Source organism: Pantoea sp. Tr-811 (assembly GCF_011752535.1).
Taxonomy (GTDB): Bacteria; Pseudomonadota; Gammaproteobacteria; order Pseudomonadales; family Pseudomonadaceae; genus Aquipseudomonas.
In genome coordinates this window covers 1-16,832 of sequence record NZ_VWXJ01000035.1, presented here as the reverse complement: position 1 = coordinate 16,832, position 16,832 = coordinate 1, and the positions used below count along the sequence as shown (strand labels likewise).

The following is a 16,832-nucleotide window of genomic DNA, read 5'->3' as shown; positions in this document are numbered from 1 at the left end:
CTCGCAAAGAAAAAACCGCACGCCGGCAAAGGCAGTGCGGTTCTTCTCGACAAGAAGCGTCGACTACAACGTCTTAAGCCTGGTGGTTTTTGACGTAGTCGATTGCAGCTTGAACGGTAGTGATCTTCTCGGCTTCTTCGTCAGGGATTTCGGTCTCGAATTCCTCTTCCAGAGCCATCACCAGCTCAACGGTGTCAAGCGAATCGGCACCCAGGTCATCGACGAAGGACTTCTCAGCAGTCACTTCCTCTTCCTTCACGCCCAGTTGCTCGGCGACGATTTTCTTGACGCGTTCTTCGATGGTGCTCATACCTAGTTTTCACTCCTAATGGACATATGTCAGGCAGCTGGCCGGTGACCAAGTTTATAGAAAGACGTTCGCTTTTCAAGCGGAACGCACCTTCGGCCGGGGCACCCTACCCGCTGCCTGGAATCTGGTTGCAGCTTTATAACGGATTTTAGGCTCGCAGTATGACTCTTTTTTGAAGCAATCCGTCACATTGCATTGCAGTTTTACATGTACATCCCGCCGTTGACCGGCACGGTAGCGCCGGTTACGTAGCCAGCGCCGTCCGATGCCAGGAACGAAACCACCTTGGCAATTTCGTCGGCCTGGCCCAGGCGGCCCAGCGGAATCTGGGTTTTCAGCGCGTCGCGCTGGGCTTCCGGCAGCTCGCGGGTCATGTCGGTGTCGATGAAGCCCGGGGTCACCGCGTTGACGGTGATGCCACGCGAACCCACTTCACGGGCCAGGGCGCGGCTGAAGCCTTCCAGGCCCGCCTTGGCGGCGGCATAGTTGGCCTGGCCTGCGTTACCCATGGCACCGACGACCGAGCCGATGCTGATGATACGGCCCCAACGCGCCTTGGTCATGCCACGCAGCACGCCCTTGGACAGACGGTAGAGGCTGTTCAGGTTGGTGTCGATCACGTCGAACCACTCGTCGTCCTTCATGCGCAGCATGAGGTTGTCACGGGTGATACCGGCGTTGTTGACCAGGATGGCCGGGGCGCCGAACTGCTCGCCAATGGCGCCCAGCACCGCGTCAACGGACTCGGCGCTGGTGACGTTCAGTTCCATGCCGGTGCCGGTGATGCCGTGCTCTTTCAGGGTAGCGGCGATGCGCTCGGCGCCGGATGCCGAGGTGGCGGTGCCGATCACGGTCGCGCCCTGGCGGCCCAGTTCGAGGGCGATGGCCTGGCCAATACCACGGCTGGCGCCGGTGACCAATGCAACTTTACCTTGCAGGCTCATGCAAGCTTCTCCAAATCAAGCCAGCGCCGCGCGGGTGGCGGCGACAGCGTCAGGGGTATTGAGGTTGTAGGTGGTCACGCCGTCGGCGCAACGCTTGTTCAGGCCAGCCAGGACCTTGCCCGGGCCGCACTCCACCAGGTTGACGGCGCCATTGGCCGCCAGGGTTTGCACGCACTCTACCCAGCGTACCGGCTGGTACAGCTGCGCCAGCAGGTCCTGCTTCAGGGCATCGAGGTCGGCGGCCACGGCGGCGGTGACGTTCTGCACCACCGGGATCTGCGGGGCCTTCCATTCGATGGCGTTGACGGCGTCGGCGAAACGCTCGGCAGCAGGCTTCATCAGGGCGCAGTGCGACGGCACGCTGACCGCCAATGGCAGGGCGCGCTTGGCACCCTTGGCCTTGCACAGCTCGATGGCGCGGTCGACCGCCGCCTTGTTGCCGGCGATGACCACCTGGCCTGGCGAGTTGAAATTCACCGCGCTGACCACTTGGTCTTCGGCGGCTTCGGCGCAAATCTCGACCACCACGGCGTCGTCGAGGCCGAGGATGGCGGCCATGCCACCGTGGCCGGCGGGCACGGCTTCCTGCATCAGTTGGCCACGGCGCTCGACCAGGCGCACGGCGTCTTTGAGCGACAGGGCACCGGCAGCCACCAGGGCGCTGTACTCACCCAGGCTGTGGCCGGAAACGAACGCTGGCTTGGCGCCGCCCTCTTCCAGCCACAGGCGCCACAGGGCGATGGAAGCGGTGAGAATGGCCGGCTGGGTCTTGTCGGTTTGGTTGAGTTGTTCTTCCGGACCTTCCTGAACCAGCTTCCACAGGTCATAGCCCAGAGCCTCGGAAGCCTCCTTGAAGGTCTCGATGACCACCGGCTTTTCAGCGCCGAGTTCGGCGAGCATGCCCAGCGACTGGGAACCTTGACCGGGGAAGACGAATGCGAGGGATGCAGACATTGAACAAGCCCTTATGATCTTGTCGTCGGATAGTGTGCGCCAAGCCTGGGGCTGGGCGCGTAATCTGAAAACTTGGATGAAAACGAAAACTGAGCGGTCACATTTAAGCACTTCATCGGCGATATGCCCAAAGGCTTTGTACCCCTGCACCGGCCCTTTCGCGGGCAAGCCCGCTCCCACACGGCCACCACAGGCTTGCCCGCGAAGAGGCCGGCACAGGCTACGGCAACAAGTCCTCCAGGCGCCCATGCAAGCGCTGCGGCAGGTTTTCCTGAATCTCGATCAGCGCCCGCTGAATCGCACTCTGGAAGCCCTCCACCCCCGCCGAACCATGGCTCTTGACGACGATGCCCTGCAGCCCAAGGAAGCTCGCGCCATTGTGCCGCGCTGGCGCAAGGTCGGCCTGCAGGCGCTTGAGCAATGGCATCGCCAACGCCCCGGCCACCCGCGACAACGCGCCGCCCTTGAACAACCGCTCGATGCGCGCACCGATCATGGTCGCCAGGCCCTCGCTGGACTTGAGCAGGATGTTGCCGACGAACCCGTCGCACACCACCACATCCGCCTCGCCGCGGTACAGGCCATCACCCTCGACGAAGCCCACGTAGTTCAGGCCACGGGCATTCTGCAACAGCGTGGCGGCCAACTTGACCTGCTGGTTGCCCTTGATGTCTTCGGTGCCGATGTTCAGCAGCGCCACGCGCGGCCTGTGGATGCCCAGGGCCTGGGCCGCCACCGAGCCCATCACGGCGAACTGGTAGAGGTTTTCGGCGCTGCAATCGACATTGGCGCCCAGGTCGAGCAACTGGCAATAGCCAGCCTGGGTCGGAATCGCCGCCACCATGGCTGGCCGGTCGATGCCCGGCAGGGTTTTCAGCACGAAGCGCGACAGCGCCATCAACGCCCCGGTGTTGCCGGCACTGACGCAGGCCTGGGCCTTGCCATCACGCACCAGTTCAAGGGCGATGCGCATCGACGAATCCGGCTTGCCGCGCAGCGCTTGCGATGGCCGCTCGTCCATGCCGATCACTTCGCTGGCACCGACAATGTGCAGGCGCGCGCGATCCGCAGCCGAGAGGCCGCTGACAAGATCTTCAAGGAGGGAGGGTTGACCGACGAGGGTCAGGTGCAGCGAGGGGGTAGCCGAAAGGCAGGCAATGCTAGCCTGGACAATGCTGCGGGGACCGAAGTCCCCGCCCATTGCGTCGATCGCGATGATCTGAGCGGACAAGGATTACTCGTCAGCGCCCTTGTCGACCACTTTGCGACCACGGTATACGCCTTCTGGCGAAACGTGGTGGCGCAGGTGTACTTCACCGGTGGTTTTCTCTACCGACAGCGCGTTTTCCGACAGGGCGTCGTGCGAACGGCGCATGTCACGGGCAGAGCGGGATTTTTTGTTCTGCTGAACAGCCATAATTGATTAACTCCTAAACGTTTGGGTCACGCTTTAACTGCGCCAAAACACTGAACGGGTTGGACCGCGATACCTCGTCCTTGCTCGATTCGGGCTCGTCTGCGCCCGCCGGCTGCTGGCATTCTTCCGGATGATGAGCAGGCACGATGGGCAAGGCGAGCAACAGCTCTTCCTCGACCAAGGCCTGCAGATCCAATGGATCTTCGCCCAGTTCCAGCACGTCATAGCCTTTCGGCAACGACTGGGTATTCGCACCCTCCTTCACCACGGCGTATGTACATTCGCTGTGGATCGGCAGGGTGACCAGCTCAAGACAACGCTGGCAAACCATCTTGACCTCGACGTCCAGCTCGCTGTGGATAACCACCACGTGCTGTTCATCTCGTTCAAAATCGAACTTCGCCTGCACCATACCGACATTGTCGGAAAGCGGGTCGCAGAGTCTTTCCAAATCAGCGAGTTGCAGCGTACCAGTGATGGATACGCCTCGGTCGGCTAATTTGCGCGGGTCAACGTGAGGTGGAATCGGGTCATTCAACATAGGCGCAGCATTCTAGGGATGCCCCCCGCCCCTGTCAAAGGAAATTCGGCGGCATCTCGCATGTTAGAATCGGATTCAACTGATCAGGAGTCTATCATGCTTCCCTTGTTGCTGGCTTCAAGCTCCGCCTACCGCCGTGAACTGCTCGCTCGCCTGCGCCTGCCTTTCACCTGTGCAAGCCCCGATCTAGACGAGCGCCGCCTGGCCGACGAACCCGCCGTGGAGCTGGTGCGCAGGCTGGCGCGACAAAAGGCCGAGGCACTGGCTGCCAGCCACCCTGGGCACCTTATCATCGGCTCGGACCAAGTGGCGGTACTAGGCGAGCAGGTGCTGGGCAAGCCGCACACCTTCGAACGGGCGTGCGAGCAGCTGCTGGAGGCCAGCGGCCAACAGGTCACCTTCCTGACCGGGCTGGCGCTGCTCAACACCGCCACCGGGCAGTGCCAGGTCGATTGCGTGCCGTTCACGGTGACCATGCGCGAACTGGACCGCGAACGCGTAGAGCGCTATGTGCAAGCGGAGCAGCCGCTCGATTGTGCAGGAAGCTTCAAGGCAGAGGGGTTGGGCGTGAGTTTGTTTCAGAGCACCCATGGGTGCGATGCGACCAGCCTGATCGGGCTGCCGCTGATTCGGCTGGTGGACATGCTGATGCACGAAGGGGTGGTGATTCCCTGAACCCGCACCGCTTGCGCGGCGCATCGCGAGCTTTGCTCGCTCCTACTGGCCCAGCACCTCAATCCCGGTAGGAGCGAGCGCAGCTCGCGATGCGCCGCAAAGCGGCGCCACATTCAACGCAGCTGCGGCCCCTGGAACCCCATCCACATGGCCAGGTGCTCAGCCACGCTGGCACCGATGCGCTTGGAGAAACGGTCGAACGGCGATTCCTGCACGGTGTAATCCACCAGGTCTTTCTCGCCGACCACTTCACGCGCCACATAACTGACGCTGCCCAAGCCATCCACCAACCCAAGCCCCTTGGCCTGCTCACCAGACCAGATCAGGCCACTGAACAGCTCTGGATGTTCCTTGTCCTTCAGGCGCTCACCCCGCCCCTGCTTGACCATGGCGATGAACTGCTGGTGCGTGGTATCCAGCACACCCTGCCAGAACGCCGTCTCGTCAGGCTTTTGCGGCGAGAACGGGTCGAGAAAGGCCTTGTGCTCGCCCGACGTATAGGCCCGGCGCTCGACCCCCAGCTTCTCCATCGCCCCGACAAAGCCGTAACCGGCCGCCGTCACGCCAATGGAGCCAACCAGGCTGGCCTTGTCGGCGTAGATTTCATCCGCCGCACTGGCAATGTAGTAAGCACCCGATGCGCCCAGGTCGGTAATCACCGCATACAGCTTGATGTCCGGGTGCAAGGTGCGCAGCCGGCGCATTTCGTCATACACGTACCCCGCCTGTACCGGGCTGCCACCTGGGCTGTTGATGCGCAGCACCACCGCCTTGGTCTTGGGGTCCTTGAAGGCATCGCGCAGGCCCTTGACGATATTGTCGGCACTGGCGGCCTCCTGGTCGGCAATCACCCCACGCACCTCCACCAGCGCCGTGTGGCTGCCACTGCGCGAGGCGGCCTTGTCCATGTCCGTCAGCGGCAGGAACAGTGCCAGCAGGCCAAACAGGTAGATAAAGGTCAGCAGCTTGAAGAAAATCCCCCAGCGCCGCGCCCGGCGCTGCTCCTGAACGCCTGCCAGCAGGGTTTTCTCCAGCAGTTTCCAGCTTTTGCGCTCTTCGCGCTCATCGGGTTCGGTTTCGGGTGCTTTCCATTCGTCAGCCATGCTCACCTACCTTGGAACGTGCAATTACACGGAAGCGGCCAGCCACTCGCGCAGCTGGGAGAAATGATCGATGCACAGCTGCGGGCCGAACTCGGCCAGCGCCTGCAGCGGCATGGCGCCATAGCCAACGGCAACCGAGTGCATGCCCGCATTGCTGGCCATCTGCAGGTCGAACGCCGAATCTCCGACCATCAACGCCTGATGCGGTTCGACGCCACAGTGCCCAAGGATCTCTTCAAGCATCAAGGGGTGCGGCTTGCCACGGGTTTCGTCGGCAGCGCGGGTGATGTCGAAGAACCGCTCCCAGCCATTGGCCTTGAGCACCCGGTCCAGGCCACGGCGGGCCTTGCCGGTTGCCACCGCCAGGCGATAGCCCTCGGCACGGAAAGCCTCCAGCGACTCGACCACGCCCTCGAACAGCGGCGAGGGCTGCTGGTCGAGCGCCATATAGATGTCGGCGTAGTGCTGGCGGAAGGCTTCGACCTGCAGCGGGCCAAGGTGCGGATACAGGGTGGAGATGGCCTCGGCCAGCGCCAGGCCGATGATGCCCTTGACGGCAGCCTCATCGCTCGGCGCTTCTCCCGCCCGCTCGGCAGCAGCGTTCATGGCCACGACGATGCGGCCGATGGAGTCGGCCAGGGTGCCGTCCCAGTCGAAAATCAGCAGCTCGTAGCGCTTGCTATTGGCATCACGGCGCACTCAAACGCTCCACGGTCTTGGCCCACACCTCATCCACCGGCGCCTCAAGCTTGAGCTCGCCGCCGTCAGGCAGTGGCACGGTGAGGGCATAGGCATGCAGGAACAGGCGCTTGCCACCCAGCTCGCGGATTTCGCGGCTGAAGTCTTCATCGCCGTATTTGCTGTCACCGGCGATCATGTGGCCGGCATGCAGGGTATGCACGCGAATCTGGTGGGTACGCCCGGTGATCGGCCGCGCCTCGACGATGGTGGCGAATTCGCCGAAGCGGCGCAGCACGCGGAACAGGGTCAGCGCTTCCTTGCCTTCGTCGTTCACCTCGACCATGCGCTCGCCCGAGCGCAGGTTGCTTTTGAGCAACGGCGCATTCACCTGCTTCTTCGACGTCGGCCAATGGCCGCGCACCAGCGCCATGTAGCGCTTGTCTACGCCATCGCCGCGCAAGGCGGCGTGCAGGTGGCGCAGCATGCTGCGCTTCTTGGCGATCATCAACAGGCCCGAGGTGTCGCGGTCCAGGCGGTGCACCAGCTCCAGCTCCTTGGCGTCCGGGCGCAGCTGGCGCAGCGCCTCGATCACACCAAAGCTCAGGCCGCTGCCACCGTGCACGGCGATGCCGGCAGGCTTGTTCATCACGATCAGCGCCTTGTCTTCGTAAACAATCGCCGCTTCCAGGCGCTGCAGCAGCCCCTGGGCGACCGGCGCCGGCTCGTCACGCTCAGGCAGGCGGACGGGCGGTACCCGCACGATGTCGCCGGCCTGCAGCTTGTACTCGGGTTTGATACGGCCCTTGTTGACCCGTACCTCGCCTTTGCGCAGGATGCGGTACACCAGCGTCTTGGGCACGCCCTTGAGCGCCGTGATGAGGAAATTGTCGATGCGTTGGCCGGCAAGTTCCGGCGCGACTTCGATCAGCTGAACGCCGGAAGTCGGAGGGGTATTGGTCGTCATGGCGGGATCATAACAATTTTTTATGGAATTGAAGCACTTAATCATTACTGCTATAGTCGCGAACGCCGCCAAAAGCGGCAGGCCAGCGGCACCAGGCCCTTAGCCGGTCCCTGACCTTCGCAATTCTCCAGGACGCAAGGCCGTCCTACGGGGTTTTCGCCAGTTTACCGAATTGCCTGGAATCGCCACCAGCGCTGTGTAGAGAAGACCGAAAAAAAACGACAAGTGTGGTTTTTCGCCTGCTTACCCGATTATTTTCGCCCCACCTCTGCCCGCCCCGTCGCTTCCACGCAACGCACGGCGAATGCTTCGGAAATACCTGCCTTGGACATGTAATGGCGTCAGCTTCCCATTCGAAGCTGGCGAAAAATGCAACCCGTTGCGGATTCAGCGCGCGGCAGCACCCGAATTATCAGGGATACGTGCAGGGTGGAGATGCACAGCCCTCGGACCGTGTAGCACCGCGTCCGGCCACCGGCCCACTGATTGGCCGGCGAGCGGATAAGGTCCTGAACAGATGCCCTCGGGCGTCCACGGCTGACGGTTGATTCCTCCTCCTGACTGAGTGCACGAGGCCCGCTTGGTTGATTCGGATACCCATTCGAAGCCACCGGGGCCTGGTAGGCACCGCAGCAAACAGGACGCGTCGTCGCGACAACGGCAGGCTGGGCAACCGGCTGGTGCCGAACGTTGCTCGACACGGGGGTGGCCCCGGCCACCCTTTGCGCACCTTGGCACCGACCATGAGAAGTCGTGTGTGCCGCACGCCGTTTCCGGCAGCCCGGAAACCGACGGTACAACATGAAAAGAATGCTGATTAACGCAACTCAACCCGAAGAGTTGCGTGTAGCCCTGGTGGACGGCCAACGTCTGTACGACCTGGACATCGAGTCTGGCGCGCGTGAACAGAAAAAGGCCAACATCTACAAAGGCAAGATCACCCGTATCGAGCCCAGCCTCGAAGCCGCCTTCGTCGACTTCGGCTCCGAACGTCACGGCTTCCTGCCGCTGAAGGAAATCTCCCGCGAATACTTCAAGAAAGCCCCTGAAGGCCGGGTAAACATCAAGGAAGTCCTGAGCGAAGGCCAGGAAGTGATCGTTCAGGTCGAGAAGGAAGAGCGCGGCAACAAAGGCGCCGCCCTCACCACCTTCATCAGCCTGGCTGGCCGCTACCTGGTGCTGATGCCGAACAACCCACGCGCCGGCGGCATTTCCCGCCGCATCGAAGGCGAAGAGCGCAACGAACTGCGCGAAGCCCTCAACGGCCTGACCGTGCCGGGCGACATGGGCCTGATCGTGCGCACTGCCGGCCTTGGCCGCAGCAGCGAAGAAATGCAGTGGGACCTCGACTACCTGCTGCAACTGTGGACCGCCATCAAAGAAGCGTCCCAGGACCGCGTTGCGCCATTCCTGATCTACCAGGAAAGCAACGTCATCATCCGCGCCATCCGCGACTACCTGCGCCAGGACATCGGCGAAGTGCTGATCGACAGCATCGATGCCCAGGAAGAAGCCCTGACCTTCATCCGCCAGGTGATGCCGCAGTACGCCAGCAAGGTCAAGCTGTACGAAGACAGCGTGCCGCTGTTCAACCGCTTCCAGATCGAAAGCCAGATCGAAACCGCCTTCCAGCGCGTTGTCGACCTGCCATCGGGTGGCTCGATCGTGATCGACCCGACCGAGGCCCTGGTTTCGATCGACATCAACTCGGCGCGCGCCACCAAGGGCAGCGACATCGAGGAAACCGCCCTGCAGACCAACCTGGAAGCGGCCGAGGAAATCGCCCGCCAGCTGCGCCTGCGTGACATCGGCGGCCTGATCGTCATCGACTTCATCGACATGACCCCGGCCAAAAACCAGCGCGCCGTCGAAGAGCGCGTGCGTGAATGCCTGGAAGCCGACCGCGCCCGCGTGCAGGTTGGCCGCATCTCGCGCTTCGGCCTGCTGGAAATGTCCCGTCAGCGCCTGCGCCCATCCCTGGGTGAAAGCAGCGGCATCGTCTGCCCACGCTGCTCGGGCACCGGCATCATCCGTGACGTCGAGTCGCTGTCGCTGGCCATCCTGCGCCTGATCGAGGAAGAAGCCCTGAAGGACCGTACCGCCGAGGTACGTGCCCAGGTGCCAATCCCGGTGGCCGCATTCCTGCTCAACGAGAAGCGCAACTCGATCACCAAGATCGAACTGCGCACCCGTGCGCGCATCATCATCCTGCCGAACGACCACCTGGAAACGCCGCACTTCGAAGTCCAGCGCCTGCGCGACGACAACCCGGAAGTGCTGAACAACCAGTCCAGCTACGAAATCGCCGCCGCCGAAGCCGAGGAAGCGCCGCAGCCTACCGCTACCCGCACCCTGGTTCGCCAGGAAGCCGCGGTGAAAACTGCCCCGGCCCGCGCCAATGCGCCGCTGCCGACCGCCGAAGAGCAGCCACAGCCAGCTGCCCCGGTAGCCCCTGCCCCGGCCGCACCGGAACCTAGCCTGTTCAAGGGCCTGGTGAAGTCGCTGGTCAGCCTGTTCGCCGGCAAGGATGAACCTGCCGCCGCGCCGGTCGCTGCCGCTGCAGCCGAAAAACCGGCCGCCGAGCGCAACCCGCGTAACGAAGAGCGTCGCAACGGCCGCCAGCAGAGCCGCAACCGCAACGGCCGCCGCGACGAAGAGCGCAAGCCGCGTGAAGAGCGTGCCGAGCGCGCCCCACGCGAAGAACGCCAACCCCGCGAGGAACGTGCGCCACGTGAAGAACGCGCACCGCGTGAAGAACGTGCACCACGCGAAGAACGCGCCCCACGTGAAGAGCGCGCGCCGCGCCAGCCACGTGAAGACCGCCGTGGCAACCGTGGCGAAGAGCGCGTGCGCGAACTGCGCGAGCCGCTGGACGCCACCCCGGCCGAACGCGAAGAGCGTCAGCCACGTGAGGAACGTGTAGCCCGTGAAGAACGCGCACCACGCGAAGAACGTGCACCGCGTGAAGAACGCGCACCACGTGAAGAGCGTGCGCCGCGTGAGGAACGCGCCCCACGTGAAGAACGTGCACCGCGTGAAGAACGTGCCCCTCGCGAGGAGCGTGCACCGCGTGAAGAACGCGCCCCACGTGAAGAGCGTGCGCCACGCGAAGAACGCGCCCCGCGCCCACCACGCGAAGAGCGCCAGCCACGTGTTGGCGAAGAAGCCGCCCAACAGGCTGCGGAACTGGCCGAAGAGCAACTGCCAAACGACGAACTGCTGCAGGACGAGCAGGAAGGCGCCGATGGCGAACGCCCACGCCGCCGCTCCCGTGGCCAGCGTCGTCGCAGCAACCGTCGTGAACGCCAGCGCAACGCCAATGGCGAGCTGATCGACGGCGGCGACGAGGAAGGCAGCGAAGAGCAACCACAACAGCACCAAGCCACCGAGCTGGGCGCTGAACTGGCAGCCGGCCTGGCCGTTACTGCCGCTGTTGCCAGCAGCAACATCAGCGCCAACGCCGAAGCCGAAGCCAACCAGCAGGCCGAACGGGCCAGCGCCGAAGTGGTCAGCACCGACAACGGCGAAGCTGCCCAGCCAGCCGTCGTGGTTGAAGCTGCAGCCCCAGCCGTTGAAGTTGAAGAAGCTGCCAAGGCCGAACAGGCCGCTATCGCCCCTGTGGTCGAGCAGCCTGTCAGCGAGCCGGTTGCCGTGGTTGAAGCCAGCGCCGAGCCGGTAGTGGAAGTGGCGCCTCAGCCAGTGGTCGAGCAGGCTGCTGTTGCCGAGCCAGAGGTGGCTGTCGAAGCACCGGTCGTTGAAACCCCTGTTGTTGAAGCGGCGGTTGTTGAAGCGGCAGCCGTTGCAGCACCAGTAGTCGAAGCACCGGCTGTCGAAGCGGCTGAAGCCGAGCAGGCTCAGGCCGTGGTCGAGCCAGCAGCGGTTGCCGAGCAACCTGCCGTAGTCGTGGAAGCCCAGCCGGAGGTGGTTGCAGAACCGGCTCCAGTGGTCGCTGAACCCGCTCCAGCGGTCGCTGAAGCGGCGCCGGTAGTGGCCGAGCCTGCACCGGTCGAAGCGGCGCCTGCCGTTGTCGAAGCGGCCACCGTGATGCTGCCTAACGGCCGCGCGCCTAACGACCCACGTGAAGTGCGTCGTCGCAAGCGTGAAGCCGAAGCAGCTGCCAAGGCAGCCCAGGAAGCGGCCGAGCCCGTGCTGGAAACCGCCGATGAGCACAAGCCTCACCACGGTTGATAGCCACCGCTGAATGAAAAAGCCCCGCCAGTGCGAACTGGCGGGGCTTTTTCTTTGGCATTTGCATCAACAGGGAACATTGCCCGCAAGCGCGCCGCCATCTCTCTGTAGGAGCGGGCTTGCCCCGCGAACACCGGCGCAGCCGGTGCCATCCACCGCATCGCCTGCTTCGCGGGTCAAGCCCGCTCCTACAGGACTCTCTATCAAATCAAATATTTGCCCGCGAATAGGCCGGCACAGGCAAACCTCAGTACAGGTTAGGCTCCATCTCCAGCGCCACCCCGAACCGCGCCAGGATATCCGCCTGGATCCGCTGGGCCAGCGCATGCACCTGCGCCCCGCTCGCCTGGCCATAATTGACCAGCACCAGCGACTGCAACCGGTGCACCCCGGCATCACCCTCGCGATAACCCTTCCACCCCGCCTGTTCGATCAACCAACCGGCGGCCAGCTTCACCTGGCCATCGGCCTGCGGGTAGGCCACAACGCTCGGATGCTGGGCACGAATCCGCTCGACCTGCTCGGCAGCCACCACCGGGTTCTTGAAGAAACTCCCGGCATTGCCCAACTCAGCCGGGTCCGGCAGTTTCTCCCGGCGAATGCTGCAAATGGCCTCACTGATCGCCTGCGCGCTCGGCTGCTCCACGCCCTGCTCCGCCAGGCGCTGGCGCACCGGGCCGTAGTCCAGGTGCGCCTGCAGCGAATGGCTCAGGGCAAACCGCACACGCAGAATCAACCAGCGCCCCGGCGCGCGCTTGAACAGGCTGTCGCGGTAGCCGAAGGCGCACTCGGCCAGGCTGAAATCGCGCAGCTCGCCGGTTTCCCGGTCCAGCGCGGTCAGGCCGGCGAATACATCCTTGATCTCCACCCCATAGGCACCCACGTTCTGCATCGGCGCCGCGCCGACGGTGCCGGGGATCAGGCTCAGGTTTTCCAGGCCACAGAAGCCCTGCGCCAGCGACCACTGCACGAACGGGTGCCAGGGCTCACCGGCCTCGGCCTCGACCACCAGGCGCTCGCCATCGTCACTCAGCACGCGCCGGCCACGGCTGGCCATGTGCAGCACCAGCGCATCGACATCACGGCTCAGCAGCAGGTTGCTGCCACCGCCGATGACGAAAACGGCAACGCCCATCCGCTGCGCCCGGGCCAGGGCCTCGCGCACTTCGTCATCGTCATGCACCTGGGCAAAGTAGCGGGCTTTGACATCGATGCCGAAGGTATTGAAAGGCTTGAGCGAAACCCACTCCTGCCACTGCACCGTCATAGCCGCCCCTTGATTTCCACGACCAGCTCACGGCAGGCCGCCTCGATCAAGTCCAGCACCTGTTCGAACCCTTCGGCGCCGCCGTAGTAAGGGTCCGGCACTTCGTCCAGGGCTGCGCCGTAGCGGCGCAGGAACAGGTCGAGCTCGCCACGGGCATCGTGCGGGCGCAGGGCGCGCAGGTGGCCGAGGTTGCTTTCATCCATGGCCAGGATCAGGTCGTACTCGGCAAAATGCGCCGCCTTGACCTGCTGCGCACGCTGCCGCGAAAGGTCGTAGCCACGCGCCAGGGCCGCCTTGCAGGTGCGGCTGTCCGGCGCCTTGCCGACATGCCAGTCACCGGTGCCGGCAGAGGCAACCTGTACCTGCCCTTCCAGGCCGGCGGCCTTGAGTTGATGGCGCAGCACGCCTTCCGCGGTGGGGGAACGGCAGATGTTGCCCAGGCAGACGAACAGAACGCGCATCAGGCCTCCAGCAAGCGCCGCACGCGCTCAAGGTCTTCAGGGGTATCGACACCCACCGCTGGCGCCTCGATGGCGTCTTCGACGTGGATCCGCACGCCGTGCCACAGCGCACGCAGCTGCTCCAGCGCCTCGGTTTGCTCAAGCCAGCACGGGCCCCAACCGACGAAGTCCTGCAGGAAGCCCACACGGTAGGCGTACATGCCGATATGGCGGCGGTACGGCACGCCTTGCGGCAAGGCATCACGGCTCCCGGCAAAGGCATCACGCGCCCAGGGCAACGGCGCACGGCTGAAGGTCAGGGCCAGCCCATGCTTGTCGCTGACCACCTTCACCGCATTGGGGTTGAACACGGTTTCCGGCGCGTGGATGGGCTCGGCCAGGGTGGCGATGCCCGCCTCAGGGTGGGCAGCCAGGTTGGCCGCTACCTGGTCGATGATCACCGGTGGAATCAAGGGCTCGTCGCCCTGCACGTTGACCACGATGGCATCGGCGGGCAGGCCCAGCTGCGCGGCCACTTCGGCCAGGCGATCGGTGCCGGACTCATGGTCGGCACGGGTCATCAGCACTTCGGCACCAAAGGCCTGGCAGGCGTCGAGGATGCTGGCATCGTCGGTGGCGATCACCACGCGGTTGGCGCCGCTCCTGCGCGCCTGCTCCCAAACGTGCTGCACCATCGGCTTGCCGGCAATCGGCAGCAACGGCTTGCCCGGCAGGCGTGTGGAATGCAGCCGGGCGGGAATCACCACGGTGAAGTTCAGGCTCATTTGTCCAGACGCTCGTCGTCGGTCAGGGTGCGCGCCTCGCTTTCCAGCATCACCGGGATACCGTCGCGAATCGGGTAGGCCAGGCCGGCGCCCTTGCTGATCAGCTCGGTCTTGTCGGCGCTGAGCTTGAGCGGGCCCTTGGTGATCGGGCAGGCCAGGATATCGAGCAGTTTGGTGTCCATTGAAGGCGTCCTTGGGCGGAAGTTGAATAAGGGCTCAGGGCTTGCGCAGCAAGCGCTGCAGCTGGGTGTCGAACCAGGCGCCGAACGCGGGCGTGGGCTGCGCCTCGACCGCCAGGTACCACCAGTCATCGGCGGCGAAGGCCCGGCATTTCACCGCATCCTTCTCGGTCATGACCAACGGCAGCGCGGGGCTGAAGGCCAGGCGCTCGGCGCTGAACTGCGCATGGTCGGCGAACGGGTGCGGCACCGGCTGCCAGTTTAGCCCCAGCAGGGTGTTGAAGAAACGTTGCGGGTTACCGATACCGGCCACCGCATGCAGGCGCTGGCCTGCGGGGAAATGGTCGAGCGCACGGCGCTCGCCGCTGCGCAGGTTCACCAGCACCGAGGGCTGCAGGCGAAAGGCAAAGCCTTCGGCGCTGTCGGCGTTGGCACCGTTGAACAATACCGCGTCGGCTTCCTGCAGCCGTTCGGCAGGCTCGCGCAAGGGGCCTGCGGGCAGGCAGCGGCCATTGCCCAGGCCGCGGGCGGCATCCACCAGCACCAGCTCCAGGTCGCGGGCCAGGCGGTAGTGCTGCATGCCGTCGTCGCACAGAATCAGGTCGACCGGTTCGCTGGCCAACAGCGCCTGCACCGCCGCCGAACGGTCGGGGTCGATCACTAATGGCACGCCACTGCGCTGCACGATCAGCAACGGCTCGTCACCGGCCTGCGCAGCCGGCTGGCTGGCTTCGACGCGCCAGGGGAAGTGCGGCGGCTTGGCGCCATAGCCACGGCTGACCACGCCGACCTTCAGGCCCTGGCGGCGGCAATGTTCGATCAGCCAGAGGATCATTGGCGTCTTGCCCGTACCGCCCACCGTGATGTTGCCCACCACGATCACCGGCACCGGGGCCCGGTAGCTGGGGCTTTGGCCACTGAGAAAGCGTGCACGCTTGCGCGTGACCACTCGCCGGTACAACGCTTCGAGCGGGCGCAGCAGCGCCAGAGCCGGATGCCCGGCGTACCAAGCAGCCAGCAGTCGGTCGGCGAGCGCCATCAAGGTGTCCCCTGGGCGGCCTCGACGGTGGTCATGCGCAGGTGGCTGAAACCGAGCTTGCCGGCGGCATCCATCGCGGTGATCACGGCCTGGTGCGGGGTCTTGCCGTCGGCGCTGATGGCCAGCGGCAGCTTGTTGTCGCCGCCGGACTCGCGCTCGATGGCCTCGGTCAGGGTGGCCAGGTCGCTTTTGGGCAGCAGGTGGTTGTTCACCGAGTACACGCCGTCGGCGCTGATGGTGACTTCCACCAGTTTGTCCTGGTCGGCCGGCGCCTGTTCGGCACTGGCGGCTTCGGGCAGCTCGACACGCAGCTGGGTTTCACGGGTGAAGGTGGTGGTGACCACGAAGAACAGCAGCAGCACGAACACCACGTCGATCAGCGACGCCAGGTTGATGTCCACGTTTTCCCGCTGGCGATTGCGCCGGAACTTCACGCCTTGCCTCCGGCCACTTCCACTTCACGGTCGCCTTGAATCACTTCCACCAGTTTGATGGCTTCCTGCTCCATGCCCACCACCAGTTCATCGATGCGGCGCAGCAGGAAGCGGTGGAAGAACACTGCCGGGATACCGACCATCAGGCCAGCGGCGGTGGTGACCAGGGCCTTGGAGATACCCCCCGCCAGCACGGCGGCGTTGGTGGTCATCTGCGAGCCCATGAAGGCGCTGAAGATGTCGATCATGCCCAGCACGGTGCCCAGCAGGCCCAGTAACGGGGCCATGGCGGCGATGGTGCCGAGGGTACTGACGTAGCGTTCGAGCTCGTGGATGACCCGCGAGGCGGCTTCCTCGATGCACTCTTTCATGATTTCGCGGCCATGGCGCGAGTTGGCCAGGCCCGCGGCGAGGATTTCGCCCAGCGGCGAGTCGGCGCGCAGGGCCTTGAGCTTGTCACTGGTGAGTTGCTTGTCCTTGATCCACATCCATACCTGGCCCAGCAGGTGCGGCGGGGTAACGCGGCTGGCGCGCAGGGTCCACAGGCGCTCGACGACGATCGCCATGGCAGCGATGGAGCTCAGAATGATTGGCAGCATCATCCAACCACCGGACTTGACCAATTCCCACACAGTAAATGCCCCTTCGGAAAAAGGCCGACACTCTAGCATAGGAGTGCGTGGGGGCTCATCTGCCGGAGGTCAGGGAATTGGGGTTGGGGTGGGTTTATGGCTTGTGGCTTTCGGCGCCTGTGAGATCGAGCGCCGCCCGCGCCACCGCCGTGTCATGCACTTGCATCCCATGGCGCCGATACCGCTCCATTACCTGCCCGTGCGGATGCCCGAAGCTGTTGTTGCGCCCACGCGAAATCAACACCCCGCAGATCGGAAGAGCGTCGGTGAGGGAAAGAG

At 64.3% G+C, this 16,832-nt stretch carries 19 protein-coding genes; 2 read left to right on the top strand and 17 right to left on the bottom strand.

Annotation, left to right across the window (positions count from 1 at the left end; all coding sequences use genetic code 11):
- Positions 1-73 precede the first annotated feature (73 nt).
- The 6 genes from acpP to F3J44_RS28765 form a co-directional block, all read right to left on the bottom strand.
- The gene (gene acpP, locus F3J44_RS28790; protein ID WP_009685065.1) at positions 74-310 is read right to left on the bottom strand and encodes an acyl carrier protein; all 237 of its coding nucleotides are present in this window, start codon (positions 308-310) and stop codon (positions 74-76) included.
- A 203-nt stretch (positions 311-513) separates the two neighbouring features.
- Positions 514-1,254, bottom strand: a complete 741-nt coding sequence (gene fabG / locus F3J44_RS28785; RefSeq protein ID WP_167058226.1) for a 3-oxoacyl-ACP reductase FabG — start codon at positions 1,252-1,254, stop codon at positions 514-516.
- Positions 1,255-1,269: 15 nt separating this feature from the next.
- Complete coding sequence (fabD, locus tag F3J44_RS28780) at positions 1,270-2,208, bottom strand: ACP S-malonyltransferase (RefSeq protein ID WP_167058229.1); 939 nt, start codon at positions 2,206-2,208, stop codon at positions 1,270-1,272.
- Positions 2,209-2,428: 220 nt separating this feature from the next.
- Complete coding sequence (plsX, locus tag F3J44_RS28775; protein ID WP_167058232.1) at positions 2,429-3,439, bottom strand: phosphate acyltransferase PlsX; 1,011 nt, start codon at positions 3,437-3,439, stop codon at positions 2,429-2,431.
- Positions 3,440-3,442: 3 nt separating this feature from the next.
- Entirely contained in the window at positions 3,443-3,625 is a 183-nt protein-coding gene (gene rpmF / locus F3J44_RS28770) for a 50S ribosomal protein L32 (protein WP_003247154.1), read from the bottom strand.
- A gap of 13 nt (positions 3,626-3,638) precedes the next feature.
- Positions 3,639-4,166: a YceD family protein gene (locus tag F3J44_RS28765; RefSeq protein ID WP_167058236.1), complete on the bottom strand. Its 528-nt coding sequence runs from the start codon at positions 4,164-4,166 to the stop codon at positions 3,639-3,641.
- Positions 4,167-4,262: 96 nt separating this feature from the next.
- Between F3J44_RS28765 and F3J44_RS28760 the strand changes: the two genes are divergently transcribed.
- Positions 4,263-4,841 carry a nucleoside triphosphate pyrophosphatase gene (locus tag F3J44_RS28760; RefSeq protein WP_167277867.1) on the top strand — a complete coding sequence of 193 codons (579 nt, stop codon included), beginning with the start codon at positions 4,263-4,265 and terminating at the stop codon, positions 4,839-4,841.
- A gap of 113 nt (positions 4,842-4,954) precedes the next feature.
- On the opposite strand, the gene F3J44_RS28755 is transcribed toward F3J44_RS28760, so the two are convergent.
- The 3 genes from F3J44_RS28755 to rluC are packed head-to-tail and all read right to left on the bottom strand — an operon-like array spanning position 4,955 to position 7,589.
- On the bottom strand, positions 4,955-5,944 hold the full coding sequence (locus tag F3J44_RS28755; protein ID WP_167277865.1) for a S49 family peptidase: 990 nt from the start codon (positions 5,942-5,944) through the stop codon (positions 4,955-4,957).
- 24 nt (positions 5,945-5,968) lie between these two features.
- Positions 5,969-6,643, bottom strand: coding sequence for an HAD family hydrolase (locus F3J44_RS28750; RefSeq protein ID WP_167277863.1), 675 nt, complete (start codon positions 6,641-6,643; stop codon positions 5,969-5,971).
- Positions 6,633-7,589 carry a 23S rRNA pseudouridine(955/2504/2580) synthase RluC gene (gene rluC / locus F3J44_RS28745; protein ID WP_167058248.1) on the bottom strand — a complete coding sequence of 319 codons (957 nt, stop codon included), beginning with the start codon at positions 7,587-7,589 and terminating at the stop codon, positions 6,633-6,635. Before rluC ends, F3J44_RS28750 begins: the two co-directional genes overlap by 11 nt.
- 801 nt (positions 7,590-8,390) lie before the next feature.
- Here rluC and rne point away from each other — a divergent pair.
- Complete coding sequence (gene rne / locus F3J44_RS28740; RefSeq protein ID WP_167277862.1) at positions 8,391-11,777, top strand: ribonuclease E; 3,387 nt, start codon at positions 8,391-8,393, stop codon at positions 11,775-11,777.
- A gap of 247 nt (positions 11,778-12,024) precedes the next feature.
- Here rne and murB read toward each other — a convergent pair whose 3' ends face one another.
- The 8 genes from murB to F3J44_RS29685 all read right to left on the bottom strand — a co-directional run.
- Positions 12,025-13,044, bottom strand: a complete 1,020-nt coding sequence (murB, locus tag F3J44_RS28735) for a UDP-N-acetylmuramate dehydrogenase (protein WP_167277860.1) — start codon at positions 13,042-13,044, stop codon at positions 12,025-12,027.
- The gene (locus F3J44_RS28730; RefSeq protein ID WP_167277858.1) at positions 13,041-13,505 is read right to left on the bottom strand and encodes a low molecular weight protein-tyrosine-phosphatase; all 465 of its coding nucleotides are present in this window, start codon (positions 13,503-13,505) and stop codon (positions 13,041-13,043) included. Before F3J44_RS28730 ends, murB begins: the two co-directional genes overlap by 4 nt.
- A complete protein-coding gene (kdsB, locus tag F3J44_RS28725; RefSeq protein WP_205300245.1) occupies positions 13,505-14,263 on the bottom strand; it encodes a 3-deoxy-manno-octulosonate cytidylyltransferase in 759 nt (252 codons plus the stop codon). The genes F3J44_RS28730 and kdsB overlap by 1 nt, the downstream gene beginning before the upstream one ends.
- A 2-nt stretch (positions 14,264-14,265) precedes the next feature.
- On the bottom strand, positions 14,266-14,451 hold the full coding sequence (locus tag F3J44_RS28720; RefSeq protein WP_003247142.1) for a Trm112 family protein: 186 nt from the start codon (positions 14,449-14,451) through the stop codon (positions 14,266-14,268).
- A 34-nt stretch (positions 14,452-14,485) separates the two neighbouring features.
- Positions 14,486-15,487 (bottom strand): tetraacyldisaccharide 4'-kinase, encoded by a 1,002-nt coding sequence (lpxK, locus tag F3J44_RS28715; protein WP_167277855.1) that lies wholly within the window; start codon positions 15,485-15,487, stop codon positions 14,486-14,488.
- Positions 15,487-15,921: a biopolymer transporter ExbD gene (locus F3J44_RS28710; protein ID WP_167058267.1), complete on the bottom strand. Its 435-nt coding sequence runs from the start codon at positions 15,919-15,921 to the stop codon at positions 15,487-15,489. The genes lpxK and F3J44_RS28710 overlap by 1 nt, the downstream gene beginning before the upstream one ends.
- Entirely contained in the window at positions 15,918-16,553 is a 636-nt protein-coding gene (locus F3J44_RS28705) for a MotA/TolQ/ExbB proton channel family protein (RefSeq protein WP_167058271.1), read from the bottom strand. The genes F3J44_RS28710 and F3J44_RS28705 overlap by 4 nt, the downstream gene beginning before the upstream one ends.
- Before the next feature lie 94 nt (positions 16,554-16,647).
- On the bottom strand, positions 16,648-16,832 hold a 185-nt coding region (locus tag F3J44_RS29685; protein ID WP_205300241.1), incomplete at its 5' end, for a hypothetical protein.

Bases quoted from the DNA above. Each gene is read 5' to 3' on its own strand.
- murB (WP_167277860.1), bottom strand. From the start codon at position 13,044: ATGACGGTGCAGTGGCAGGAGTGGGTTTCGCTCAAGCCTTTCAATACC.
- acpP (WP_009685065.1), bottom strand. From the start codon at position 310: ATGAGCACCATCGAAGAACGCGTCAAGAAAATCGTCGCCGAGCAACTG.
- fabD (WP_167058229.1), bottom strand. From the start codon at position 2,208: ATGTCTGCATCCCTCGCATTCGTCTTCCCCGGTCAAGGTTCCCAGTCG.
- rpmF (WP_003247154.1), bottom strand. From the start codon at position 3,625: ATGGCTGTTCAGCAGAACAAAAAATCCCGCTCTGCCCGTGACATGCGC.
- fabG (WP_167058226.1), bottom strand. From the start codon at position 1,254: ATGAGCCTGCAAGGTAAAGTTGCATTGGTCACCGGCGCCAGCCGTGGT.
- F3J44_RS28760 (WP_167277867.1), top strand. From the start codon at position 4,263: ATGCTTCCCTTGTTGCTGGCTTCAAGCTCCGCCTACCGCCGTGAACTG.
- F3J44_RS28730 (WP_167277858.1), bottom strand. From the start codon at position 13,505: ATGCGCGTTCTGTTCGTCTGCCTGGGCAACATCTGCCGTTCCCCCACC.
- rne (WP_167277862.1), top strand. From the start codon at position 8,391: ATGAAAAGAATGCTGATTAACGCAACTCAACCCGAAGAGTTGCGTGTA.
- F3J44_RS28765 (WP_167058236.1), bottom strand. From the start codon at position 4,166: ATGTTGAATGACCCGATTCCACCTCACGTTGACCCGCGCAAATTAGCC.
- F3J44_RS28720 (WP_003247142.1), bottom strand. From the start codon at position 14,451: ATGGACACCAAACTGCTCGATATCCTGGCCTGCCCGATCACCAAGGGC.
- rluC (WP_167058248.1), bottom strand. From the start codon at position 7,589: ATGACGACCAATACCCCTCCGACTTCCGGCGTTCAGCTGATCGAAGTC.
- lpxK (WP_167277855.1), bottom strand. From the start codon at position 15,487: ATGGCGCTCGCCGACCGACTGCTGGCTGCTTGGTACGCCGGGCATCCG.
- F3J44_RS28755 (WP_167277865.1), bottom strand. From the start codon at position 5,944: ATGGCTGACGAATGGAAAGCACCCGAAACCGAACCCGATGAGCGCGAA.